Annotated in this window: 18 protein-coding genes; 6 read left to right on the top strand and 12 right to left on the bottom strand. The window is 70.0% G+C overall.

Translation table 11 applies throughout. The features are described from left to right. Positions 1 to 129: 129 nt before the first annotated feature. A complete protein-coding gene (arc, locus tag ACWEJ6_RS47080; protein ID WP_357706964.1) occupies positions 130 to 1,893 on the bottom strand; it encodes a proteasome ATPase in 1,764 nt (587 codons plus the stop codon). Between the two features lie 204 nt (positions 1,894 to 2,097). Then, the gene (locus ACWEJ6_RS47075) at positions 2,098 to 2,949 is read right to left on the bottom strand and encodes a tRNA (adenine-N1)-methyltransferase (protein WP_352326892.1); all 852 of its coding nucleotides are present in this window, start codon (positions 2,947 to 2,949) and stop codon (positions 2,098 to 2,100) included. 55 nt (positions 2,950 to 3,004) lie between these two features. Between ACWEJ6_RS47075 and ACWEJ6_RS47070 the strand changes: the two genes are divergently transcribed. After that, positions 3,005 to 4,096, top strand: a complete 1,092-nt coding sequence (locus ACWEJ6_RS47070; protein ID WP_452431859.1) for a GNAT family N-acetyltransferase — start codon at positions 3,005 to 3,007, stop codon at positions 4,094 to 4,096. Between the two features lie 188 nt (positions 4,097 to 4,284). Beyond that, positions 4,285 to 4,755 carry a hypothetical protein gene (locus ACWEJ6_RS47065; protein WP_352364046.1) on the top strand — a complete coding sequence of 157 codons (471 nt, stop codon included), beginning with the start codon at positions 4,285 to 4,287 and terminating at the stop codon, positions 4,753 to 4,755. Between the two features lie 574 nt (positions 4,756 to 5,329). Here the strand turns inward: ACWEJ6_RS47065 and ACWEJ6_RS47060 are convergent. After that, positions 5,330 to 6,853 carry an FHA domain-containing protein gene (locus tag ACWEJ6_RS47060; protein WP_452431856.1) on the bottom strand — a complete coding sequence of 508 codons (1,524 nt, stop codon included), beginning with the start codon at positions 6,851 to 6,853 and terminating at the stop codon, positions 5,330 to 5,332. A gap of 316 nt (positions 6,854 to 7,169) precedes the next feature. Then, complete coding sequence (locus ACWEJ6_RS47055; protein ID WP_364338295.1) at positions 7,170 to 8,306, bottom strand: site-2 protease family protein; 1,137 nt, start codon at positions 8,304 to 8,306, stop codon at positions 7,170 to 7,172. 116 nt (positions 8,307 to 8,422) lie between these two features. Here ACWEJ6_RS47055 and ACWEJ6_RS47050 point away from each other — a divergent pair, with 116 nt between their 5' ends. From ACWEJ6_RS47050 to ACWEJ6_RS47040, 3 genes are all read left to right on the top strand, one after another. Next, positions 8,423 to 9,283: a RecB family exonuclease gene (locus tag ACWEJ6_RS47050; RefSeq protein WP_352364040.1), complete on the top strand. Its 861-nt coding sequence runs from the start codon at positions 8,423 to 8,425 to the stop codon at positions 9,281 to 9,283. Between the two features lie 86 nt (positions 9,284 to 9,369). After that, positions 9,370 to 10,545, top strand: a complete 1,176-nt coding sequence (locus tag ACWEJ6_RS47045) for a sensor histidine kinase (protein WP_387680222.1) — start codon at positions 9,370 to 9,372, stop codon at positions 10,543 to 10,545. After that, entirely contained in the window at positions 10,542 to 11,225 is a 684-nt protein-coding gene (locus ACWEJ6_RS47040; protein ID WP_358298999.1) for a response regulator transcription factor, read from the top strand. Before ACWEJ6_RS47045 ends, ACWEJ6_RS47040 begins: the two co-directional genes overlap by 4 nt. Positions 11,226 to 11,315: 90 nt before the next feature. Here ACWEJ6_RS47040 and ACWEJ6_RS47035 read toward each other — a convergent pair whose 3' ends face one another. The 8 genes from ACWEJ6_RS47035 to metH form a co-directional block, all read right to left on the bottom strand. After that, positions 11,316 to 12,347 (bottom strand): ABC transporter ATP-binding protein, encoded by a 1,032-nt coding sequence (locus ACWEJ6_RS47035; protein ID WP_397158735.1) that lies wholly within the window; start codon positions 12,345 to 12,347, stop codon positions 11,316 to 11,318. Beyond that, positions 12,344 to 13,372, bottom strand: coding sequence for an ABC transporter ATP-binding protein (locus tag ACWEJ6_RS47030; RefSeq protein ID WP_452431853.1), 1,029 nt, complete (start codon positions 13,370 to 13,372; stop codon positions 12,344 to 12,346). Before ACWEJ6_RS47030 ends, ACWEJ6_RS47035 begins: the two co-directional genes overlap by 4 nt. Further along, positions 13,369 to 14,382 carry an ABC transporter permease gene (locus ACWEJ6_RS47025; RefSeq protein ID WP_352364030.1) on the bottom strand — a complete coding sequence of 338 codons (1,014 nt, stop codon included), beginning with the start codon at positions 14,380 to 14,382 and terminating at the stop codon, positions 13,369 to 13,371. Before ACWEJ6_RS47025 ends, ACWEJ6_RS47030 begins: the two co-directional genes overlap by 4 nt. Before the next feature lie 93 nt (positions 14,383 to 14,475). Beyond that, positions 14,476 to 16,242 carry an ABC transporter substrate-binding protein gene (locus ACWEJ6_RS47020; RefSeq protein ID WP_452431851.1) on the bottom strand — a complete coding sequence of 589 codons (1,767 nt, stop codon included), beginning with the start codon at positions 16,240 to 16,242 and terminating at the stop codon, positions 14,476 to 14,478. A gap of 63 nt (positions 16,243 to 16,305) precedes the next feature. Then, positions 16,306 to 17,304, bottom strand: a complete 999-nt coding sequence (locus tag ACWEJ6_RS47015) for an ABC transporter permease (protein ID WP_387680214.1) — start codon at positions 17,302 to 17,304, stop codon at positions 16,306 to 16,308. Positions 17,305 to 17,578: 274 nt separating this feature from the next. Further along, on the bottom strand, positions 17,579 to 18,043 hold the full coding sequence (locus ACWEJ6_RS47010; protein ID WP_452431849.1) for a cellulose synthase: 465 nt from the start codon (positions 18,041 to 18,043) through the stop codon (positions 17,579 to 17,581). A gap of 85 nt (positions 18,044 to 18,128) precedes the next feature. Next, positions 18,129 to 18,770, bottom strand: a complete 642-nt coding sequence (locus ACWEJ6_RS47005) for an HAD family hydrolase (RefSeq protein ID WP_452431847.1) — start codon at positions 18,768 to 18,770, stop codon at positions 18,129 to 18,131. A 21-nt stretch (positions 18,771 to 18,791) separates the two neighbouring features. Beyond that, the gene (gene metH, locus ACWEJ6_RS47000; protein ID WP_452431845.1) at positions 18,792 to 22,256 is read right to left on the bottom strand and encodes a methionine synthase; all 3,465 of its coding nucleotides are present in this window, start codon (positions 22,254 to 22,256) and stop codon (positions 18,792 to 18,794) included. A 307-nt stretch (positions 22,257 to 22,563) separates the two neighbouring features. On the opposite strand from metH, the gene ACWEJ6_RS46995 reads away from it, so the two are divergent. Further along, a complete protein-coding gene (locus ACWEJ6_RS46995) occupies positions 22,564 to 23,418 on the top strand; it encodes a PAC2 family protein (protein ID WP_352325653.1) in 855 nt (284 codons plus the stop codon). The last annotated feature ends 357 nt before the right edge of the window (positions 23,419 to 23,775 follow it).

Below are 23,775 nucleotides of genomic sequence, written 5' to 3'. Positions count from 1 at the left end.
AGCGTCGGGCCGAGACCGCCGTGCGCAGCGAGGGCCGCTTCAACAAGCTCGACAACCAGATGGAGTCGATCGACGAGCGGCTGGTCGAGGCGGAGCGCGGACGGCCGCGCGGCCCTTTCCAGACGTTCCCTACAGGTACTGGCCGGTGTTGGCGACCGTGTCGATCGAACGGCCGGCCTCGGTGCCCTGCTTGCCGGAGACCAGCGTGCGGATGTAGACGATCCGCTCGCCCTTCTTGCCGGAGATGCGGGCCCAGTCGTCGGGGTTGGTGGTGTTGGGCAGGTCTTCGTTCTCGGAGAACTCGTCGACGCAGGCGGTGAGCAGGTGTTGCACCCGCAGGCCCTTCTGGCCGCTCTCCAGGAACTGCTTGATGGCCATCTTCTTGCCCCGGTCGACGATGTTCTGGATCATCGCGCCGGAGTTGAAGTCCTTGAAGTAGAGGACTTCCTTGTCACCGTTGGCGTAGGTCACCTCGAGGAAGCGGTTCTCCTCGCTCTCGGTGTACATGCGCTCCACCACACTCTGGATCATGCCGTGGATGGTCGCCTCGCGAGAGTCGCCGTGCTCGGACAGATCGTCGGGGTGCAGGGGAAGCTCGGCCAGCAGGTACTTGGAGAAGATGTCCTTGGCCGCCTCGGCGTCGGGCCGCTCGATCTTGATCTTCACGTCCAGGCGGCCCGGCCGCAGGATCGCGGGGTCGATCATGTCCTCGCGGTTGGAGGCGCCGATCACGATGACGTTCTCCAGGCCCTCGACGCCGTCGATCTCCGACAGCAGCTGAGGGACGATGGTGTTCTCCACGTCGGACGAGACGCCGGAGCCTCGGGTGCGGAAGATCGAGTCCATCTCGTCGAAGAACACGATCACCGGGGTGCCCTCGGAGGCCTTCTCACGAGCCCGCTGGAAGACCAGGCGGATGTGCCGCTCGGTCTCGCCGACGTACTTGTTGAGCAGCTCCGGGCCCTTGATGTTGAGGAAGAAGCTCTTGCCGGACTGGCCGGTCTTCTCCGCGACCTGCTTGGCCAGGGAGTTGGCGACCGCCTTGGCGATGAGCGTCTTGCCGCAGCCGGGCGGGCCGTAGAGCAGCACGCCCTTCGGGGGACGGAGTTTGTGCTCGCGGAACAGGTCGGCGTGCAGGTAGGGCAGCTCGATGGCGTCCCTGATCTGCTCGATCTGCCGCATGAGCCCGCCGATCTCCTCGTAGGAGATGTCGGGGACCTCCTCGAGCACGAGCTCTTCGACTTCGGACTTGGGTATGCGCTCGTAGACGTAGCCGGAGCGGGGTTCGAGCAGGAGCGAGTCACCGGCCCTGATGGGCTGGCCGACCAGCGAGTCGGCCAGTCGCACGACGCGCTCCTCGTCGGCGTGCGAGATGACCAGGGCCCGCTTGCCCTCGTCCAGCAGTTCCTTGAGCATGACGATCTCGCCGACCTCTTCGTAGCCGAGCGCCTCGACCACGTTGAGTGCTTCGTTGAGCATGACCTCCTGGCCACGCCTCAGCGAGTCGACGTCGACGGCGGGGCTGACGTTCACCCGGAGCTTGCGCCCCCCGGTGAACACCTCGATCGTGCCGTCTTCTCGGGCTTCAAGGAAGGTGCCGAAGCCGGACGGCGGCTGCGCCAGCCGGTCGACCTCCTCCTTGAGAGCGACGATCTGGTCCCGGGCCTCCTTGAGTGTGGCCACCAGGCGCTCGTTCTGGCCTGTCACGGCCGCGAGATTCGCCTGTGCCTCATGGAGACGTTCTTCGAGGACTCTGGCCTGACGGGGTGACTCGGCCAGCTTCCGCCTCAGCGCGGTGATCTCCTCCTGGAGGAAGGAGACCTGTGTTGAAAGATCAGCGACCTCCCGTTCGCGCTGCGCGGCTCGAGCCTCAGCATCATCGCGAGCTGCCACGCCCCGTCACCTCCTTCCCAGTCGAGGGCGACTACTAAGGACCTTACCTATCTCGGGCCCCTCCGTAACCTGGCCGGGCAGTGTTCGTCGAGTGACATGCAGTATTCGGTGAATAATCCCCAATGGTGCGTTTAATACTCCCAGCATATGAACACGGCGATCTGTTCCCGTGTCACGCACCAACGCACCCTCGTGGCCAAATTGTCATAGTTCCTCGGTGGTTCCCTTCGGTCGGCGGCGTCGCGGTGGCGGCGTCACTCCGTCTGCCATGCGACGGGCGCTGACGAGGAAGCCGGTGTGGCCGATCATCCGATGATCGGGACGAACCGCGAGCCCTTCGACATGCCAGTCGCGAACCAGGGTCTCCCACGCATGAGGCTCGGTGAAACACCCGTGATCGCGAATGGCCTCCACGGTCTTGGACATCTGGGTGGTGGTGGCGACATAGCAGCAGATGACGCCGCCCGGCGTGAGGGCCTTGGCGGCGGCGTCGACGCACTCCCAGGGGGCCAGCATGTCGAGGATGACGCGGTCGACGTCGGCCTCGTCGATCGAGGAGACCAGGTCGCCGACGACCAGGCGCCAGTTGTCCTCCATCGGGTCGCCGAAGAACTTCTCCACGTTCTTGCGGGCCACCTCGGAGAACTCCTCGCGGCGCTCGTAGGAGGTGACGTGGCCCTCGGGGCCGACGGCGCGCAGCAGGAAGCAGGTCAGGGCGCCGGAGCCGACGCCGGCCTCGATCACCCGGGCGCCGGGGAAGACGTCGGCCATGCCGACGATCATCGAGGCGTCCTTGGGGTAGATGACGGCCGCGCCGCGCGGCATCGCCAGCGTGTAGTCCTGGAGCAGGTGGCGGAAGGCGAGGTAGGCGGTGCCGCCGGAGGACCGCACGACGGAGCCTTCAGGCTGCCCGATCAGCTCGCTGTGCGGGATGGCGCCCTTGTGCGTGTGAAAGACGCCGTCCTGCTTGAGCGTGATCGTGTGGCGCTTGTTCTTGGGGTCGGTGAGCTGCACCTGATCCCCTGCCTGGAACGGCCCATGCCTGCGGAAACCCATGTCGGCAAGGTTATATGGGTTTCTCACGCCTCCGGACGCACGGTATCTATGGGGGATGCTCCCGCGCGACGTGATCTCCACCGGCCCCCTGATCCTGCGAATGCCCGCCGAGCCCGACGCCGAGGCGATCGCGCGCATGATGGACGATCCCGTCACCGCCCGGCATCTGCCGCTGGTGCCGTCGCCGTACCGGATCGAGGACGCCCGCGCCTACCTGAAGTACGCCGAGGACAAGTGGGCGTCGGGCGGCGCGGAGTGGGCCGTCACCGAGGACGGCCGTTACTGCGGCGCGATCGGGGTGCAGCCGCCCGACCGCTGGGGCACGGTCGAGATCGGCTACGTGGTCGCGCCGTGGGCGCGCGGCAGGGGCGTGGCCGCCCGGGCCGCCAGAGCGGTGTCCGACTGGCTCACCGACCAGGGTGTGCACCGGGTGGAGCTGCAGGCCGAGGTGGAGAACGTGGCCAGCCTCAGGGTGGCGCTCAGGGCCGGGTTCCGCGAGGAGGGCCGGCGGCGCAAGGCCAAGCGGCTGCGCGACGGGCGGTGGGCCGACCTGGTGTCCTTCGCCCGGATCGCCGGTGAGCCGGCGGCGGCCGAGGAGCCGTACCTGCCCTTCTTCGACGGCGGCGAGCTGACCGACGGCGTGGTGCGGCTCGTGCCGCTCTCGGTCGAGGACGCCCCGGAGTACCACCGGATGATGTGCGACCCGAGCGTGACCGCCTACTCCCTGACCCCGCCCGCCTCCCTGGAGGAGGACGAGCAGCGCTGCCGCTGCACCGGCTACTGGTGGGTCACCGGGCAGCGGATCGAACTGGCGGTCAGGGACGCCGCCACCGGCGCGTTCGCCGGGCACCTCCAGCTCATGCAGGTCCTCCCCGTGCTCGGGCAGGCCATGATCGGCTACTCGCTGGTGCCGGACTTCCGCGGCAGGGGGTTCATGACCCGCGCGGTGCGGCTGCTGGTCGACTGGGCGTTCGCGCGCACGGCCCTGCACCGGGTGGTGGCGGGCACCGACGTGGTGAACGCGGCCTCGCACGCGGTGCTGGAACGTGCCGGTTTCAGCAGGGAGAGCCTGCACCGGGAGCTGTTCCCGAAGCCGGACGGCACGCGGGCGGACGACGTGGAGTGGGTGCGGCTGCGCTCGTCGTGAACGGCTCGACCGGCTCTGCCTGCGAAATGCGGAAAAATCGCAATTTCCTGTTGAGGGGTAGTCAAGAGCCGCGTCGAGGGTGATACTCCGGGCACCGTTCGGAGTTTCGCGTGATCGGGCCGCGCGATCTCTTCCCCCCTCCACCCGAGGGAATCACCGCGATGCCAAACAACCGTGTCGATATCGCCATGCGTGAACTCATCACCGCGTTCTCCTGCCTGGAGGTCGCCGACGTGATCGATCGGCTCGCGCGCGCCGCGGCGGCCGTGGCGGGCACCGCGTACGCGGGGTTCGTGCACGTGGACGTGCTGCGGCGGGACGCCCGTCCGCTGCACGTCCACGCGCCGCCGGGAGACCCGCTGCGGGTGCGGCGCTGGTTGTCGGGGTCCGGGGTGCTGAAGGAGCTGGCCGCCGCGGAGGGGTCGCTCCGGCTGGCGCGGGACGAGACGATGGGCGAGCCCGGGTTCCTGGCCGTGCCGGTGCCGGCGCAGGTGCGCGACCACACGTTCGTGTGGGTGGCGGGACGGGGGTTCCAGGAGGGGGACGAACACCTGCTGAGCCGGTACGCGACGGCGGCGGGACGCGCGGTGGAGGGGGCCCGCGGCCTGGAGGCGGCCGTGCGCCTGCTGCGCGGCGTACGCACCTTCCGCCCCACCTGACCCCCAGCCCCAGCTACCTTCCCGGACCGCCCGCCCCTTCGGGCATGGGCCGCCCCTTCCGAACCCCCACCCCCTCGAAACACCTGCGCCTTCGGGCCCGCATGCCCCTTCAGGGTGCTGCCCCTTCGGGCCTGCTGCCCTTCGGGACGGGCTGCACGTTCGGGACACCCACCCTCTCGGAACGGCTGCACCTTCGGCCCTGCCACCCCTTCAGGGCGACCTGCACCTTCGGAACGCCCGCCCCTCGAAAAGGCTGCACCCTCCGAACTTCCGCCTCCTCGGAACACTGCACCCTCCGAACTTCCGCCCCCTCGAAACAGCTGTCCCATGGGCACGGCTGCCCCTTTGGGACGGTCCGGATCCCTTCTTCGGAAAGGGGCACGAGCCCGGTCCTGACTTTTCCCGAAATATCGCCCAGCGCCCACGAAATACCCTTACCCACCCCCTCCCCCGACCCTGGCAATTCCCATTCAGCCATTTGCCACCGAACATTCCTGACGCATTTCCTCAAGGGTTTCCGGAAACACGAGCGCCCGCACCCCAGGAAAGAGGTGCGGGCGGACAGGTGCCGGGATCAGCCCCGGTGGGCCTCGAAGCGGAGGGTGCGGGAGACGCCCACGCGGACCGTCGTGCCGGGCGCGATGGTGACCGGCTCGTTGGGCGGGATGTCGTAGAAGTTGGGGTCGCCGGGCGGCTGGATCTGGGTGCCGTTGACCGAGCCCAGGTCGACCAGGTTGACGTCCCAGCCGTCGAGGGCCACCCGTAGGTGGCGGCGCGAGACCGAGCCGTCGGGGCTGGTGACCTTGGCGGGCCGGGCCGAGCCGCCCGCCACCTCGGGCGCGCGCTCGGGGTCACGGCCCAGCAGGTAGTCGCTCTCCAGCGGCAGCGCCGTGCCGTCGTCGAGGATGAGCACCCCGAGCGAGGGCCGCGGCCCCTTGTACGGCACCAGCGTCCGCTGCACCAGGGCGATGCCGCAGACGGCGCAGTAGGGCACCCTCGGGTCGTTGAAGTGGTCGTTCTTGCAGTCGACCCCGTAGACCAGCGGGCGGTCGCCGTGGTCGCCCTGCTGCTCCTGCGGCGGCGGCCCCGGGTGGTCGAAGTGCTCCGGCGGGCCGAGCACGGGCGGGGCCGGCTGGTCGAAGTGATCGGGCGGGCCCATGTGCTGCTGCGGCTGGTCGGCCATGCCGTTGCCGGACGGCGGCAGCTCGTCGTAGGACGGGAACTGCTGCTGGGGCTCGGGCTGGGGCTGCTCCTGCACGGGCAGGAAGGGAGGCTGGTCCTGGGGCGGGAGGTAGGGCGGCTGCTCGTGCCCGAACGGGGCCTGCTCCTGGCCGAAGGGCGGCTGCTCGTGCCCGAACGGCGGCTGGTCCAGCGACGGCGGACCGGAGTGGGGACCGGGCTGGGGGCCCGGGTGCGGGACGCCGGCCTGCGCGCCCGAGGGCGGACCCTGGACGATCGGCGGCTGGTCGGCCAGCGGATAGGGAGGCCGCTCGACGGGCCGCTCCACCGGCCGCTCGGGCGGCGGCGCCAGGTCGGGCTCCATGTGCAGGGCCGTGTTGGGCATCTCGCTGGTGAGCGGCCTGGACCGGTCGGCCGCCTGCCCCTGGGGACGGACGTGCGACGGCTGGTCGGTGAGGTCGCCGATCAGGCCGCCGCCATGGACGACGCCGCCCTCGAAGCCGACCGCGGGATGCGCACTGCCGGCGCCGGGCAGGGTGAGCTCGACGCGCTCGACCGGGCCGCTGATCAGCCGGTCGGCCCAGGTGAGGGAGTCGCTGCCGGCCAGGCGCGTCTCGCCGCCGGAGGTGCTGACCGAGGCCGAGGCCGAGCCGCTGACCAGCACGGCCACGCCGCCGTCGACGGGACCGGCGACCGCGCACGTGGCCGGGTCGCCCGCCATGTTGGCGGCCAGCACCTGCGCCGCGCGGCGGGCCAGCGCCCGGCCGTCGCCGCCTGAGGCCGCGGTCTCGCGCAGCGCCTCGATCAGGCCGTCGGCGGCCGCCTCGCCCGCGTCGCACACCAGCAGCAGGCCGCCGATGTAGGCGACCAGCCCGTCGCCGGGAAGGGGACGCACCACTCCGAAGCCCTGGCCGCTCATGCGCCCTCCCTCATGACGACCGTGCTGCGCTCATCGGTGCCCTCGCTGCGCTCGGTCACTCAACTCTCCTCCCGGAAGCCGGCGGTATTACGGCACCCGCACTGCCGTGCCGGCCACCAGCCATACGCATACCCAGACGACGACGCCGTGTCGCGGCCCAGGCGTCTCGATTCGGTGAACCGGTGGACCACGACCAACCCGTCAACTGTGCAAGTTCGGCCAAACAGAAGACTATCGGCCTGCCGTCCTGGCATCGAAATCGCCGGGCTACGGGAAGTGGCCGGACAAGACCTTAGCCGCAAACGCGCCGGGCATGTCAGACCCCGGTGAAGACGCGGTTGACGTCGGCGGTGGCGAGCACGCCGTAGATGTCGCCGCCGTGCTCCACCAGCAGGTACTCACCCGCGGGGGCCGAGCGCATGGCGTCGATGAGCGGCTCGCCGGTCAGGTCGGCGGCCAGCACCATGGTCGGTTCGAGCGCCTTGGCCAGCGAGCCCACGTCGACCCAGGGGCGCCGGTGCTCGGGGGTGGCCTGGACGGCGGCCTCGTTGACGATGGCGACCGGCCGTCCGTCGTGGTCGACCACCACCAGGGCGCCCGCCCGCTGCTCGGCGGCCTGCCGCAGCGCCTCGGCCAGCGGCGTCTCGGCCGCCACCGGGATCGCCCTGCGGGCCAGCGCGCGCGCGTTGACCTGCGGGATGCGGGCGCGGATGCGCGCCACGCGCAGCGACTGGGTGGCGCCCATCCAGATGAAGGAGGCCAGCACCACCGGCCACAGCAGCTCGACCGGGTCGAACTCCTGCCCGCTCGTCATCGACGTCGCGAACGGCAGGACGACCAGCAGCACGGCCAGCACGCGCCCGCCCCAGGCGGCCACGACCGTGCCGGAGCCGGGGTTCCTGGTCAGCTTCCACACGCCCGCGCGCAGCATCCGGCCGCCGTCGAGCGGCAGGCCGGGCAGCAGGTTGAACACGCCGACGATGAGGTTGGCCACCCACAGCTGCCAGATGAGCACCTCGGCGATGCCGCCGTCGTTGATCACGTAGGTGTCGGCGAGCAGGCCGAGCCCGGCCAGGCCCAGCGACAGGGCCGGCCCGGCGGCGGCGACCAGGAACTCCTTGCCCGGCGTCGGCGGCTCCTTCTCGATCTCCGACACGCCGCCGAGGAAGTAGAGGGTGATCCGGCGCACCGGCAGGCCGAACATCTTGGCCAGCACGCTGTGGGCCAGCTCGTGCAGCAGCACCGAGACGTAGAGCAGCACGGCGAAGACGAAGGCCACCGCGTAGGCGACGGTGCTGTCCAGCTCGGGCAGCATGTCGCGCATGCGGGGGCCGAACATGACGGTGATGAAGGCAGCGACGATGAACCACGTCCAGGAGACGTACACCGGGATGCCGAAGGGCCGCCCCATCCGAAGGCCGGGGAACTCCTGACGCGGGCTCTGCTCGCTCACCGCACTCCTCGTACGTCCATTACGTGCTGTTGCTGCCTCGATGCTACGCGCCAGATCACGTGATCCTCGTCCCGGCGAGGGTTATTCTGTCGGGCTCTTGACCTAGAGTGCGGTGCATGACGTTGACCGAACCGGTGATCATCGGAGCTCTCTCCCCGTCCCGGGCAGGCGATTTCATGACCTGTCCCCTGCTCTACCGGTTCCGGGTCATCGACCAGCTGCCCGAGAAACCCTCCCCCGCGGCCGTGCGCGGCACCGTGGTGCACGCCGTCCTGGAGCGGCTCTACGACCTGCCGGCGCCGCGCCGGTCGGTGCAGGCGGCGCTGGAGCTGCTGGAGCCCCAGTGGCAGCGGCTGCTGCAGGAGGACGAGCAGTACGCGCGGATGTTCGCCGACGACGCCGAGCAGGCCGAGTGGCTGGCGCAGGCGCGGGCGATGCTGGAGCGCTACTTCACGCTGGAGGACCCGACCCGGCTGGAGCCCGCCGAGCGCGAGCTCTACGTGCAGGCGGTGCTCGACGGCGGCCTGATGCTGCGGGGCTACGTCGACCGCCTCGACGTGGCGCCCACCGGCGAGGTCCGGGTGGTCGACTACAAGACGGGCAGCGCGCCCGGCCCCGACTTCGAGGCCAAGGCGCTGTTCCAGATGAAGTTCTACGCGCTGGTGCTGTGGCGGCTGCGCGGGCAGGTGCCCCGGCTGCTGCAGCTGGTCTACCTGGGCGGGCGCGGCGAGGTGCTGCGTTACGCCCCCGACGAGGCCGACCTGCTGGCCACCGAGCGCAAGGTGATGGCGCTGTGGACGGCGATCGAGCGGGCGCTGGAGACCGGCGAGTGGCGGGCGCGCCGCAGCCGGCTGTGCGACTGGTGCGACCATCAGGCGCTGTGCCCGGAGTTCGGCGGCACCCCGCCGCCGGTGCCCGACCGCCAGCCCGGCGACACGGTGCGCAGCAACCGGCGCGCGGCCACCGACGAGCTGTAGCCCTGGGCCCGTAGCCCTCCCGCAGGCCGCCCCTTATCCTCCGAAGGGAGGAGTTCAAGGCTCTCACCTGGGCCTACAGTGAAGCGGTGCGGATCGACCGACCCCTGTTCCACGACACGGTCCTGGCCGTGGTGGTGGCCGCGGCCTCGGTGACGCTCTTCCTCCTCTACGGGCCCGAGCGCCTGGAGCCGGCGGAGCTGACGACGGTGAGCATGCGCGCGCCCGACGGGCTCGGGGCGGCGCTGCTGGTGCTGGCCGCCGCGCCCATCGCGGTGCGCAGGCGCTGGCCGCTGGCGGCGCTGTGCGCCGGCCTGATCCCCGAGACGGCGCTGACCGCGCTGGGTTACGGCACCGGCGCGTCGGGGGTGTCCAGCCTGGTGCTGGTGTACTCGGTGGCCTCCAACCGGGGGCTGGCGGTGGCGCTGGGCGGGCTGCTGGTCTCGCTGCTGACGTACGCGGTGGGGGCTGTCGCCGGGCCGGTCACGCCGCCGGGCGCGAGCGGGCACGTGGTGGCGGTGCTGGTGCTGCTGGCGGTCTGGGGGGCGGGCAGGAGCCTGCGGCTACGGCGGGCGTACCTGGAGGAGCTGCGCGACCGGGCGGCCCGGCTGGAGCGGGCCCACGCGGCCGACACGCGGGCCGCGCGGGCCGAGGAGCGCTCGCGCATCGCCCGTGAGCTGCACGACGTGGTGGCCCACCACGTGAGCGTGATGACGGTGCAGGCGGCCGCGGCGCGGCGGGTGCTGGCCGCCGATCCCGACCTGGCGCGGGAGGCGCTGTCGGCGATCGAGAACACCGGGCGGCTGGCCATGTCCGAGATGCGCAACATCGTGGGCGTGCTGCGTACCGACGCGCGGGCCGAGCTGGGGCCGCAGCCGGGCGTGGGCGACCTGCCGGGGCTGGTGGAGCAGATGCGCGAGGCGGGGCTGCCCACGCGGCTGCGTGTGGAGGGCGAGCCGCGGCCGCTGCCCGCGGGGGTCGACCTGGCCGCCTACCGGCTGGTCCAGGAGGGGCTGACGAACAGCCTGCGGCACGCGGGGGCCGGGGCCGAGGCGGTGGTCACCGTCTCGCACGCCCCCTCGGGCCTTGACGTACGCGTCGAGGACGACGGCAGGGGCACCGCGCCGGCGGCCGACCGGACGGGCCACGGCCTGGTCGGCATTCGCGAGCGGGTCGCACTCTATGGTGGAATTCTGAACATCGGTCCGCGACCGGGGGGCGGTTTCGAGGTGCGGGCGAGGTTCCCGTTGAAGGACGGCCAATGACGATCAGAGTGCTGCTGGTGGACGACCAGCCGCTGCTGCGCACGGGATTTCGCCTGATCTTGGAGGCCGAGTCCGACATCACGGTGGTCGGCCAGGCCGGCGACGGCAAGGACGCGATGGAGCAGACCAGGGCGTTGCTGCCCGACGTGGTGCTCATGGACATCCGCATGCCGGGCGTCGACGGCATCGAGGCGACCCGCCGGATCGTGCGGGAGGCCGCGCCCACGGCGCACGTGCCGAAGGTGCTGGTGCTGACCACGTTCGACCTCGACGAGTACATCGTGGAGGCGCTGCGGTCGGGGGCGTCGGGCTTCCTGCTGAAGGACGTGCCGCCCGACGAGCTGGTGCAGGCGATCCGGGTGGTGGCGGCGGGCGACGCGATCGTGGCGCCGAGCGTGACCAGGCGGCTGCTCGACCGGTTCTCCAAGCGGCTGCCCTCGGCCTACGAGCAGGCCACGCCGGCCCGCCTCGACCGGCTGACCGAGCGCGAGCTGGAGGTGCTGCGGCTGATCGCCAAGGGCATGTCCAACGCGGAGATCGCGGCCAAGCTCGTGGTGAGCGAGACGACGGTCAAGACGCACGTGGGCAACGTGCTGACCAAGCTGGGGCTGCGCGACCGGGTGCAGGCCGTGGTGCTGGCGTACGAGACCGGGCTGATCACGCCCGGCGCGACGTCCTGAGGCCGCCGCCCCGGCAGGAGGGCGGCGGCCGCAAGGTCAGGCCCCGATCGGGGCCGGTCGAACCCGGCTCAGGCCCGGCTCAGGCCCGGTTCAGGCCTGAGTCGCCGCGGCGGTCGCGGCGGCGGGCGCGTTCTCCGGGAAGTGGCAGGCCACGCGGTGGCCGTCGGCCAGCTGCTCCAGGGGCGGCTCGACCGTCTTGCAGATCTCCTGCGCCTTCCAGCAGCGGGTGTGGAAGCGGCAGGCGGGCGGCGGGTTGAGCGGGCTCGGCACGTCGCCGGTGAGCCTGATGCGCTCGCGTTCCTTGCGCGCCTTGGGGTCGGGCACGGGCACGGCCGACAGCAGGGCGTTGGTGTAGGGGTGCATCGGCGAGCTGTAGAGGCTCTTGCGGTCGGCGATCTCGACGATCTTGCCCAGGTACATGACCGCGACCCGGTCGCTGATGTGGCGCACCACCGACAGGTCGTGGGCGATCACGACGTAGGTCAGGTCGAGCTCGTTCTGCAGGTCCTCCAGCAGGTTGACGACCTGGGCCTGGATGGACACGTCGAGTGCGGAGACCGGCTCGTCGGCGATGATGAGCTTGGGCTTGAGCGCGAGCGTGCGGGCGATGCCGATGCGCTGCCGCTGACCGCCGGAGAACTCGTGCGGGTAGCGGTTGTAGTGCTCGGGGTTGAGCCCGACCAGGGCGAGGATGTCCTGGACCGCCTTCTTGACGCCGTTCTCGGTCTGCACGCCCTGGATGCGGAAGGGCGCGCCGACGATGGTGCCGACGGTGTGGCGGGGGTTCAGCGACGAAAACGGGTCCTGGAAGATCATCTGCATGTCGCGGCGGAGCGGCCTGAGCCTGCCCTGCCCCATGTGCGTGATGTCCTGGCCCTCGAAGACGACCTTGCCGCCGGTCGGCTCAAGGAGCCTGGTGACCAGGCGGCCGGTGGTGGACTTGCCGCAGCCGGACTCCCCCACCAGGCCGAGCGTCTCGCCCTTGTAGACGTCGAAGCTGACCCCGTCGACCGCCTTGACGGCGCCGACCTGCCGCTTGAGCAGGCCCTTCGTCACCGGGAAGTGCTTCTCCAGCCCCTGGACGGAAAGAAGCGGCTCGTTCGCGGTCACCGTCTCGCTCACTGGCTCTCCAGCACTGGCTTGATCTCGTTCTCCCACAGCTCCCGCCGCTCCGTCCTGCTCATGTGGCAGCGCACCAGGTGGCCGCCCTCGGTCTCGATCAGGCCGGGCACCTCGGTGCTGGACTTGCCCCCGGTGCGCTCGGCGTACGGGCAGCGGGGGTGGAAGGCGCAGCCCGAAGGCACGTTGATCAGGGACGGCGGCGAGCCCTTGATCGGCAGCAGCCGTTCGGTGGGCTCCCGGTCGAGGCGGGGCATCGATCCCAGTAGACCCCATGTGTAGGGGTGCTCGGGACGGTAGAAGATGTCGTCGGCGGTGCCGTACTCGATGCACTTGCCGCCGTACATGACCAGGATGTCGTCGGACAGCTCGGCCACCACGCCCAGGTCGTGGGTGATGATGATCAGCGCGGAGTTGAACTCGCGCTGCAGGTCGACCATGAGGTCGAGGATCTGGGCCTGCACGGTCACGTCGAGCGCGGTGGTCGGCTCGTCGGCGATGAGCAGTTCGGGGTCGCACGACAGCGCCATGGCGATCATCGCGCGCTGGCGCATGCCGCCGGAGAACTCGTGCGGGTAGGAGTCGACGCGGCGCTGCGGCTCGGGGATGCCCACGCGGCCCAGCATGTCCACGGCGTGCTTCTTGGCGACGGCCTTGGTGACCTTGTGGTGGATCCGGTACGCCTCGACGATCTGGTCGCCGACCGTGTAGAAGGGGTGCATCGCGGACAGCGGATCCTGGAAGATCATCGCCATCTTCTTGCCGCGCAGCCCGCGCACGTGCTCCTGCGAGGCGCCCACGAGCTCCTCGCCGTCGAGCCAGATCTCGCCCGAGACGTTGGCGCCCTTGCCCTTGTGCAGGCCGAGGATGCCGAGGCTGGTCACCGACTTGCCCGAGCCGGACTCGCCGACGATGCCGAGGGTCTTGCCGCGTTCGAGGCTGAAGGTCAGCCCGTCGACGGAGCGGACCAGGCCGTCGTCGGTCGGGAAGTGGATCTTCAGGTCCTTGACGTCGAGGAAGGGACTCACGCCAGCCTCACTCTCGGGTCAACGACCGCGTAGAGCAGGTCGACGATCAGGTTGGCCAGGATGATGAAGGCCGCCGCGACGATCGTGACGCCCATCACCTGGGGAAGGTCGTTGTTGCTGATGGCGTCGACGGCGTACTTGCCGATGCCGGGCAGCGAGAAGGTGCTCTCGGTCAGGACGGCGCCGCCGAGCAGCAGCCCCAGGTCGAGGCCGAACATGGTGACCACGGGGGTGAGCGTGGCCCGCAGCCCGTGTTTGAGCACCACCTTCCGCTCGGGCAGGCCCTTGGCCCTGGCCGTGCGGATGTAGTCCTCCGACATGGTCTCCAGCATGCCCGCGCGGGTGAGGCGGGCGTAGCCGGCGGCGTACAGGAAGGCGAGCGTCACCCAGGGCAGCATGAGGTTGTTGGCCCAGGTGAGCGGGTCTTCGCTGATCGGCACCCAGTCGGCCACGTCGCCGACCAGGCCGAGCTGGTCGCGGAAGATGGCCAGGGAGACGATGCCGGTGAAGAAGATCGGCAGCGAGACGCCGGCCAGGGCGATGCCCATGGACAGGCGGTCGAAGAAGCTGCCGCGGCGCAGCGCCGACAGCACGCCGGTGGCCACGCCGAAGATGACCCACACCACGGCCGCGCCGAGCGCCAGCGACAAGGTGATCGGCAGGCGGTTGAGCAGGTCGGGCAGGACCGGGTTCTGGCTGACGTAGCTGTAGCCGAAGCAGGGCGCCGGGCAGTGCTCGATGCCGGGGCCGTAGTTGCGGTCGACGCCGACGAAGATGCCCTGCACGAAACGCCCGTACTGGACCAGGATCGGGTCGTAGAAGCCGAGGCGCACAGCCGTGTCGTGGATCACCTCGGCGTTGGCCGCCTTGCCCACGTACCGGGAGGCCAGGTCGTCAGCGGACATCCCAGCGAGCCGAGGCACGAGGAAGAAGATGGCGAACGTCGCGATGCTCACCACGAAGAGCAGCATGACGGCCGCTATCAACCGTCTGAGAATGTATGTGAACACTGATCTCGGCCATGGCGGCCGGGCCTTGTGAGCCCGGCCGCCGAAGCCTTCACCTGCTTTCGGTACGGGACGTTCCGGCAGTTGGCGCCGTTGTTACTGGGTGCTCAGCGTGAGGAACTCGTACATGCCCCAGTTCTGGGAGACGAAGACGTTCTTCAGCTGCGGCGGACGGTAGAACAGGCCGTGCGCCCAGACGTAGGGAAGGATGTAGGCCGACTCCATGACCTGCTTGTCGACAGCGGCCCAGATGCTGTTGCGCTTGGTCGCGTCGGTCTCGCCCGCGGCCTGGTCGATCAGCTCGTCGATCTTGGGGTCCTTCACGCCGAGGTTGGTGTTACCGGCGGGACGGATGACCCGGCTGTCGACGATCTGCTGGAAGAAGCCGAAGCCCTCGGGGTAGTCGGCGCCCCAGCCGTAGACCATGAGGCCCAGGTTGTTCTTCTTGGCGAAGTCGGGCTTGCCGGCGTACAGCTTGAAGTAGTCACCCTGCGGGAAGCCCTTGAGCTCCAGCTTGATGCCCACGCGGCCGAGCGACTGCTGCAGCGACTCGGCGGTCTGCTTCTCGGCCGAGCGCTCGTTGCGGAAGGAGATGGTGGTGCTGAAGCCGTTGGGCTGGCCGCAGGCCGCCAGTTCTTCCTTGGCCTTGGCGAGGTCACCGGTCGGGTTGGCCTCGACGCCGTAGGGGTCGATCTTCTCGTAACCGGTCATCTTGGCCGGCATGAGGCTGAGGGCCACGTCGCCACCGGCGTCCGGGCCGCCGTAGGCGCCCTGGATGGCCGAGCGGTCGGTCGCGTACAGCACGGCCTTGCGGCAGTGGATGTTGTCGAACGGCGGCACGTCACCGTTGATGTTGGTGAACCAGGTGCGGTCGATCGGGGCCGAGTCGGCGTACTGCTTGACCTTCTCGTCGGTCAGGACCGTCTTGCGGGCGTTGGCCGCCACGCCGGTGCTGTTGACCTTGACGTCGATCTTGCCGGAGAGCAGGCGCTGGTCGAGGTCGTCCTCGTTCTGGCCCAGCAGCACCTCGATCGAGTCGTTGAGCTGCTTGCGGTTGGGGTCGGTCGCCGCGTCCCAGTTCGGGTTCTTGACGAGCTCGATGCGCTTGGTGAGCTCGTGCGCCTTGAACATGTACGGGCCGGTCGCGACCGGGTGCTCCTTGTACTTCGAGCCGGTGTCCTTGGCCTCGGGCACGGGGGCCGTCTGCGGGAGCATGGCGAAGTAGTCGAAACCGCCGTACGCCTTCTTCAGGTGGAAGACGATGGTCTGGTCGTCGGGGGTCTCGATCGCCTTGAAGTCGTCGAGCTTGCCCTTCATCTTGTACGGGCCGGTGTAGCTGCCGACGTCGAGCCAGTCGTTGAAGTACGTCGGGCCGCTGGGCAGGATGTCCTTGTCCAGCGAGCGCGCCACGCCGTACTTGACGTCCTTCGAGGTGACCGGGGTGCCGTCCTCGAACTTGACGCCCTTGCGCAGCTTGTACGTCCACGTCTTGCCGCCGTCGCTCGGCGTGCCCAGGCCCTCGGCCAGGTCGCCGACGAGCTGCAGGCCCTCCTCGCCGGGGACCGGCTTGAACATGGTGAGCGCGCGCGTGTAGAGGCGGGCGAAGTTCCAGGCGTAGCCGTAGTACATGTCGCCCGGGTCCACCGAGTCGAAGTCGCCGGGCATGCCCATGTGCAGGGTGCCGCCGACCTTGTCCGACGGGTTGATGACCGCCGTCACGCCCGCGTTGTACTTGCTGGACGGCTTGTCGTCGCTGCCCGAGCCGCTGGTGTTCTTGCTGCCACCGCCGCCGCCGCACGCGGAGACGACCACGGCGAGAGCGGCGGTCACCGCGATCGCCGACGCCTTAGATCTCATCTTCATCGACCTGACACACCCCTTGAATCTAGGAGTTGAGAGAACTTGCGGATAACTACTCACGAGGCCTTATCGGGCCTTGGGATCGAAGGCGTCCCTGAGGCCGTCACCGAGCAGGTTGAACGCCAGCACGGTGATGAAGATCGCGAGGCCGGGGAAGATCATGAAGTTGGGCGCCACGTCGTAGTTGTGGACCGCCTCAGCCAGCATGCCTCCCCACGTGGGGGTCGGCGGCCGCACGCCCACGCCGAGGAAGGAGAGTGCGGCCTCGAACAGGATGTTCGACGGGATCAGCAGCGTCGAGTACACGAGGATCGGCGCGAGCAGGTTGGGCAGGATCTCCTTGAACAGGATCGTGTGGCTGCGCGCGCCCAGGCTTCTGGAGGCGTCGACGAACTCCCGCTCGCGCAGGGAGAGCGTCTGGCCCCGGATGATGCGCCCGATGTAGGGCCAGTTGAAGAAGCCGATGATGAACACCAGCAGGCTGATCCTGAGGGTGTCGCCCGACATGCCGAACGCCTTGTCGGGGATGACGCCGGCCAGCGCCAGCGCGAACACCAGCAGCGGGAAGGCGAGGAAGATGTCCATGAGGCGGGAGATGATGGTGTCGATCCAGCCGCCGAAGAAGCCGGCGATCATCCCCAGCACGGTGCCGATCACCACGCACAGCAGCGTCGCGAAGAACGCGATCAGCAGCGAGATGCGGGCGCCGTACAGGATCCGGCTGAACAGGTCGCGGCCCGTGGTGGGCTCGACACCGAACAGGAAGTCCCAGCTCATGCCGCCGAAGGCGCCGATCGGAGCCTGGATCGCCGGGTCGATCTTCTCCCGGTGCCATTCGGCCGGGTCGTGACCGAACCACGACACCAGCAGCGGCGCGAAGATCGCCACGAGGATCAGCAGGACGATGACGATGCCGCCGATCATCGCGATGCGGTCGCGCTTGAGGCGCATCCAGGCGATCTGCCCGAGGGAACGCCCCCGGATGACTGAAGACTCCGCCCCCTCAAGAACGGTCTCCGGCCCGGCCTCGACGGCCGAGTCAGGAACATCGAGCGGTGCGGTCATGCCAGTGGCCCCCTGGATTCCAGACGACGTCGTCCGTGTCGGCGCGACCCGGTCAGGGTAGTGCGCCCGTGCAAGGCGAGTCCGCAGAGTCGCGGCCCCAGGAGGCAGAATCTATGGCCTGAGCTGGTATGACCAGTCCCTCAGCGCTCGATGTGGCTCAACTGTGATTGACGCGAAACTTATTCGTATCGATCTTGATGTGAATGTCTACGGCCCGTCCCGGTTGGGTCTCGGAACTGTGACAGTGCCGATCCACGACCGTTTCCGTCCGAAATCAGCTGATGCCGCGGCGCTTCAGAAGCGCTTCGATATCGGCGAAGTCATCGTCGTTCTTGGGGGTCTTCGGGGCCACCGACGGCTGTGCCTTGTTCGCTACGGGCTGAACCGGCGGCTTCCCTCCCGGCTCGGGAGCGGCCTTCTTCTTGCGTCCCACGGACAGCCTGCGGCCGCGCATCACCCCGGAGACCACGAACAGCACGGCGGCCAGGCCCGCCACGGCCACACCGGCCCACACCATCGGGTTGAGCACCAGCCCGGTGACGAACCCCACCGCGGTCGCCCCGATCGTCCACAGCGCGCTGAGCGCGCCGGTCAGGTAGGCCGCCACCGGCAGCAGGGACCAGGCCGCCAGCCTCATCCCCGCGGCCGCACCCCGGCGCCTGAAGGCCAGGAAGCTCAGCACCAGCCCTACCGCCGTCACCCCGGCGCACAGCGGCAACCAGGCGATCTGATTGAACATTGAGGCCGCCCCTCGTCTCGACTACGCCTTCCATCCTGGCACGCGAAACGCCGGGGGCCTCTCCTCCGCGAGGACCAGACGCCCCCTAGGGGATCAGCGCGCGCAGATCGGCGACGCCGACGCCGGCCAGCGAGGAGACCACCAGACGGCCGGGGGCCGGCTCGACGGGCAGCAGGTTGGGGACGGCCACGACGGCGCAGCCGGCCGCCGTGGCGGCCGCCACGCCGTTGGGTGAGTCCTCCAGCACCACGCAGCGCACCGGCTCGACGCCGAGCAGCCCGGCGGCCTTGAGGTAGGGCTCGGGGTCGGGCTTGGTCCGCTCGACGTCGGCGGCGGTGACGACGACGTCGAAGCGGTCTTCGCCGAAGCCCTTCAGCACGGCGTCGGCGATCTCCTTCATCGACGAGGTGACCAGGCCGACCGGCACCCCCTCGTCGCGCAGCGCCTCCAGCAGCTCCGCGGCCCCCGGCATGACGGCGACGCCCTCGGCCAGGCGCTCGACCATGCCGGAGACCATCCACTCCTGCACCGTCGGCGCCGGGACGTCGGCCCCGGAGACGGCGAGCATGTAGTCGAGCGTGCGCTCCATGGACCCGCCGACCAGGTGGGCCTGGTGCTTCGGCGTCCACTCGGCGCCGAGCCTGGCCATCACCCTGGTCTCGATCTCCAGCCAGACCTTCTCGCTGTCGACGAGCAGGCCGTCCATGTCGAAGAAGACCGCTTCCACGTGCTTTCCCCCGATGACGAACTAGACGTTGAAGTACTTGGCCTCGGGGTGGTGCGCGACCAGCGCCGAGGTGGCCTGCTCGGGGTGGAGCTGGAACTCCTCCGACAGGCTGACGCCGATGCGCCCCGGGTCGAGCAGCTCGAACAGCTGCTGCTGGTCCTCCAGGTTGGGGCAGGCCGGGTAGCCGAAGGAGTAGCGGCAGCCCTGGATGTTGACCTTGAGCATGTCGTCGAGGGTCTCCTGGCCGCCGATGCCCCACTCCGCGCGCACCCGGGCGTGCCAGTACTCGGCCAGCGCCTCGGTGAGCTGCACCGACAGGCCGTGGAGCTCCAGGTAATCGCGGTAGGCGTCCTTGGCGAACAGCTCGGCGGTGGCCTGGGAGATCTTGGCCCCCATGGTGGCCACCTGGAAGCCGACGACGTCGACCTCCCCGGAGTCCTTGCTCCGGAAGAAGTCGGCCAGGCACAGGTGCCGGTCGCGGCGCTGGCGCGGGAAGGTGAAGCGGGTGCGCTCGTTGCCGTCGTCGCCCAGGATGATCAGCGAGTCGCCGTCGCTGACGCACGGGAAGTAGCCGTAGACGACGGCCGCCTCCAGCAGGCCCTCGGTCTGCATGCGCTCCAGCCACATGCGCAGCCGGGGCCGGCCCTCGGTCTCGACCAGCTCCTCGTAGCCGGGCCCGTCGCCGCCCCTGGTGGGCTTGAGGCCCCACTGGCCCAGGAACAGCGCGCGCTCGTCGAGGAAGGCCGCGTACTCGTTCAGCGAGATGCCCTTGACCACGCGGTCGCCGTGGAAGGGCGGCGTGGGCACGGGGTTGTCGGCGGCCACGTCGGAGCGGGCGGGCAGCTCCTCCACCGGCGTGCGCTGGAGCACCGCGCCGGTCTTGACCCGCCGCTCGCGCAGCGGCGGCAGCGTGGCGCCCTCGACGCCGCGCTTGACGGCCATGAAGGAGTCCATCAGCCGCAGCCCCTCGAACGCGTCGCGGGCGTAGCGCACCTCGCCCTCGAACAGCTCGGCGAGGTCCTGCTCGACGTAGGCGCGGGTGAGCGCGGCGCCGCCGAGCAGCACCGGGTACTTCTCCGACAGGCCCCTGGAGTTCATCTCCTCCAGGTTCTCCTTCATGATGACCGTCGACTTCACCAGCAGCCCGGACATGCCGATCACGTCGGCCTTCTGCTCGTCGGCGGCCTCCAGGATGGCCGAGACCGGCTGCTTGATGCCGAGGTTGACCACCTGGTAGCCGTTGTTGGACAGGATGATGTCCACCAGGTTCTTGCCGATGTCGTGCACGTCGCCCTTGACCGTGGCCAGCACGATGCGGCCCTTGGTCTCGCCCTCGACGCGGTCCATGTGCGGCTCCAGGTAGGCCACGGCGGCCTTCATCACCTCGGCCGACTGCAGCACGAACGGCAGCTGCATCTGGCCGGAGCCGAACAGCTCGCCGACCGTCTTCATGCCGTCGAGCAGCACCTCGTTGATGATCTCCAGCGCGGGCCGCTGGCTGAGCGCGTCGTCGAGGTCGGCCTCCAGGCCCTTGCGCTCGCCGTCGATGATGCGCCGCTTGAGCCGCTCCCACAGCGGCAGCGCGGCCAGCTCCTCGGCCTTGCCGGCGCGCATGGCGGCGGCGTCGACGCCCTCGAACAGGTCCATGAAGCGCTGCAGCGGGTCGTAGCCCTCGCGGCGGCGGTCGTAGACCATGTCGAGCGCGACCTGGCGCTGCTCGTCGGGGATGCGGGCCATCGGCAGGATCTTGGAGGCGTGCACGATGGCGGAGTCGAGGCCGGCGTTGACGCACTCGTTGAGGAACACCGAGTTGAGCACCATGCGGGCGGCCGGGTTGAGGCCGAAGCTGATGTTGGACAGCCCCAGCGTGGTCTGCACGCCCGGGTAGCGGCGCTTGAGCTCGCGGATGGCCTCGATGGTCTCCAGGCCGTCGCGCCTGGTCTCCTCCTGGCCCGTCGCGATGGGGAAGGTCAGGCAGTCGACGATGATGTCCTCGACGCGCATGCCCCAGTTGCCGGTCAGGTCCTCGATGAGGCGGGAGGCCACGCGCACCTTCCAGTCGGCGGTGCGGGCCTGGCCCTCCTCGTCGATGGTCAGCGCGACGACGGCCGCGCCGTGCTCGCGCACCAGGCGCATGATCTTCTGGAAGCGGGAGTCGGGGCCGTCGCCGTCCTCGTAGTTGACGGAGTTGACGGCCGCCCGGCCGCCGAGCATCTCCAGGCCGGCCTGGAGCACGGCGGGCTCGGTGGAGTCGAGCATGATCGGCAGCGTGGAGGCGGTGGCGAAGCGGAAGGCCAGCTCCTTCATGTCGGCCACGCCGTCGCGGCCGACGTAGTCGACGCACAGGTCGAGCATGTGGGCGCCGTCGCGGGCCTGGTCGCGGGCGGTCTCCACGCAGTCGTCCCAGCGGCCTTCCAGCATCGCCTCGCGGAAGGCCTTGGAGCCGTTGGTGTTGCAGCGCTCGCCGATGGCCAGGTAGGAGGTGTCCTGGCGGAAGGGGACCGTCTGGTAGAGAGAGGAGGCGCCGGGCTCGGGGTGGGGGCGGCGCGCGACCGGCTCCTTGCCGCGCACCCGCTCGACCACCTGGCGCAGGTGCTCGGGGGTGGTGCCGCAGCAGCCGCCGACCAGCGACAGGCCGTAGTCGCGGGCGAAGGTCTCGTGCGCGTCGGCCAGCTCCTGCGCCGACAGCGGGTAGTACGCGCCGTCGGAGGTGAGCACCGGCAGGCCGGCGTTGGGCATGCAGGACAGCTTGAGGCGGGAGTGGCGGGCGAGGTAGCGCAGGTGCTCGCTCATCTCGGCCGGGCCGGTCGCGCAGTTGAGCCCGACGATGTCCACGCCGAGCGGCTCGATCGCGGTGAGCGCGGCGCCGATCTCCGAGCCGAGCAGCATCGCGCCGTTGGTCTCGATCGTCACCTGGGCGATGATCGGGACGTCCCGGCCGGCGGCCTCGACGGCCCGCTTGGCGCCGATGACGGCGGCCTTGACCTGGAGCAGGTCCTGGCAGGTCTCGATGATGAGCGCGTCGGCGCCGCCCGCGATCAGGCCGGCCGCGTTGTCGCGGTAGGCGTCGCGCAGGCTCCGGTAGGGCAGGTGGCCCAGCGTCGGCAACTTGGTGCCGGGCCCCATCGAGCCGAGGACGAAGCGCGGCTGCTCAGGGGTGGACCAGTGGTCGGCGCGCTCGCGGGCGATGCGCGCGCCGGCCTCGGAGTACTCGAAGACGCGCTCGCCGATGTCGTACTCGCCGAGCGCGGCCAGGTTGGCGCCGAAGGTGTTGGTCTCGACGCAGTCGACGCCGACGGCGAAGTACGCGTCGTGCACGCCCTGGACGATGTCGGGACGGGTGACGTTGAGGACCTCGTTGCAGCCCTCGTGCCCCTCGAAGTCGTCGAGCGTCGGGTCCTGCGCCTGGAGCATCGTGCCCATAGCCCCGTCGGCCACGATCACGCGCTGGGACAACACTTCTCGGAAGGACGGGGAGATGCTCATGCCGTAGAGCTTATCGGCTGAGTCCCGACCGCTTATTCTTCCGCCTGTCAATTGACTCGACGTCCAATACCGGTGGGCCCGTCCGGCTTTCATCGTGTCGTTCCGGCGGGCGGTCCGTCCCCCTTCGGGGTGATCCGCTAGGGGCGAACGAAAGGGAGGGGTGAGCGCCGTGGGACGGGGGATAGTCGCGTGGTGGGCTGGGCGAAAGGGGTGGGCCGGTGGCTCGGAGCGTTCGCGGGGAGATCGGTGACGCCGACGCCTGCTTACCGCATAGGCTTAGCGCGATGAGGGAGAGAGGAGGCGACACGTGATCGAGCTCGAAGGGCTCCCCGAGCTCGTCGACCCGGTGCTCATTGCCGCGTTCGAGGGGTGGAACGACGCGGGCGAGGCTTCCAGCGGTGTGATCGCCCATCTCGAGTCGTCCTGGAAGGCCGAGCCGCTGATCGCGCTCGACCCCGACGACTACTACGACTTCCAGGTCACCCGTCCCGTGGTGGAGATGGGCGACGGGCTGACCCGGTCCATCGTGTGGCCGACGACGCGGCTGTTCCACGCCCGTCCGCCGGGCAGCGAGCGCGACGTCGTGCTGCTGCGCGGCATCGAGCCCAACATGCGCTGGCGCTCGTTCTGCGCCGACATCATCCAGGTCTGCCGCGAGCTGGGCGTCGAGCTGGCGGTCATGCTGGGCGCGCTGCTCAACGACTCGCCGCACACCCGTCCGGTGCCGATCCTGGGCGGGGCCACCGACGAGGCGCTGGCCCGTTCGACCAACCTGGAGCTCAGCCGCTACGAGGGCCCCACCGGCATCGTGGGCGTGCTCCAGCACGCCTTCGGCGAGGCCGGGCTCGACGCGATCTCGCTGTGGGCCTCGGTCCCCCACTACGTCGCCCAGCCGCCCAACCCGAAGGCCACCCTCGCGCTGCTGCGCCGCATGGAGGACGTGCTGGAGATCCCGATGCCGCTCGGCGACCTCGACGAGGAGGCGCGCGCCTGGGAGCGCGGCGTCGACGAGCTGGCCTCGCAGGACAGCGAGGTGGCCGAATACGTCAAGGAGCTGGAGGAGCGCAAGGACGCGGCCGAGCTGCCGGAGGCGAGCGGCGACGCGATCGCCGCCGAGTTCGAGCGCTACCTGCGCCGCCGCGACCGCGACACCGACAGCTGACCCCGGGCTCCGACCACCACACCCGCCGGCCGACTCCTGGGCTCATCCCGGCCCAGGCCGTTACACCCGACGACTGACTCCGGGGCATCTCCGTATCGGGCTGCCCCACCCGACGGCTGCCCCCGGGCCATTTCGGCCCACGGCCCCCACCTGGCCACTGGCTCCGAGGCCCATCCCGTCTCAGGCCCTCACACCTGACGGCCTGCTCCCGCAGCAGCCCACGGCACCGACCTCCAGACCCGACGACTGACTCCGGTGGCATCCCCGGCTCGGACTGCCCCACCCCAACGGCTGACTCCGGGCCGTTTCGGCCCACGGCCACACCCGGCCGCTGGCCCGGGGTCATCCCATCTCAGG

The organism is Nonomuraea sp. NPDC004702, assembly GCF_053601695.1.
Note: the sequence above shows the minus strand (reverse complement) of the source record. Positions and strands in the feature narration are given on the sequence as shown.

Coding starts and splice junctions, on each gene's coding strand:
- ACWEJ6_RS47075 (WP_352326892.1), bottom strand. CDS start 2,949: ATGGGTTTCCGCAGGCATGGGCCGTTCCAGGCAGGGGATCAGGTGCAG.
- ACWEJ6_RS47070 (WP_452431859.1), top strand. CDS start 3,005: ATGCTCCCGCGCGACGTGATCTCCACCGGCCCCCTGATCCTGCGAATG.
- ACWEJ6_RS47065 (WP_352364046.1), top strand. CDS start 4,285: ATGCGTGAACTCATCACCGCGTTCTCCTGCCTGGAGGTCGCCGACGTG.
- ACWEJ6_RS47060 (WP_452431856.1), bottom strand. CDS start 6,853: ATGAGCGGCCAGGGCTTCGGAGTGGTGCGTCCCCTTCCCGGCGACGGG.
- ACWEJ6_RS47050 (WP_352364040.1), top strand. CDS start 8,423: ATGACGTTGACCGAACCGGTGATCATCGGAGCTCTCTCCCCGTCCCGG.
- ACWEJ6_RS47040 (WP_358298999.1), top strand. CDS start 10,542: ATGACGATCAGAGTGCTGCTGGTGGACGACCAGCCGCTGCTGCGCACG.
- ACWEJ6_RS47020 (WP_452431851.1), bottom strand. CDS start 16,242: ATGAAGATGAGATCTAAGGCGTCGGCGATCGCGGTGACCGCCGCTCTC.
- ACWEJ6_RS47015 (WP_387680214.1), bottom strand. CDS start 17,304: ATGACCGCACCGCTCGATGTTCCTGACTCGGCCGTCGAGGCCGGGCCG.
- ACWEJ6_RS47010 (WP_452431849.1), bottom strand. CDS start 18,043: ATGTTCAATCAGATCGCCTGGTTGCCGCTGTGCGCCGGGGTGACGGCG.
- metH (WP_452431845.1), bottom strand. CDS start 22,256: ATGAGCATCTCCCCGTCCTTCCGAGAAGTGTTGTCCCAGCGCGTGATC.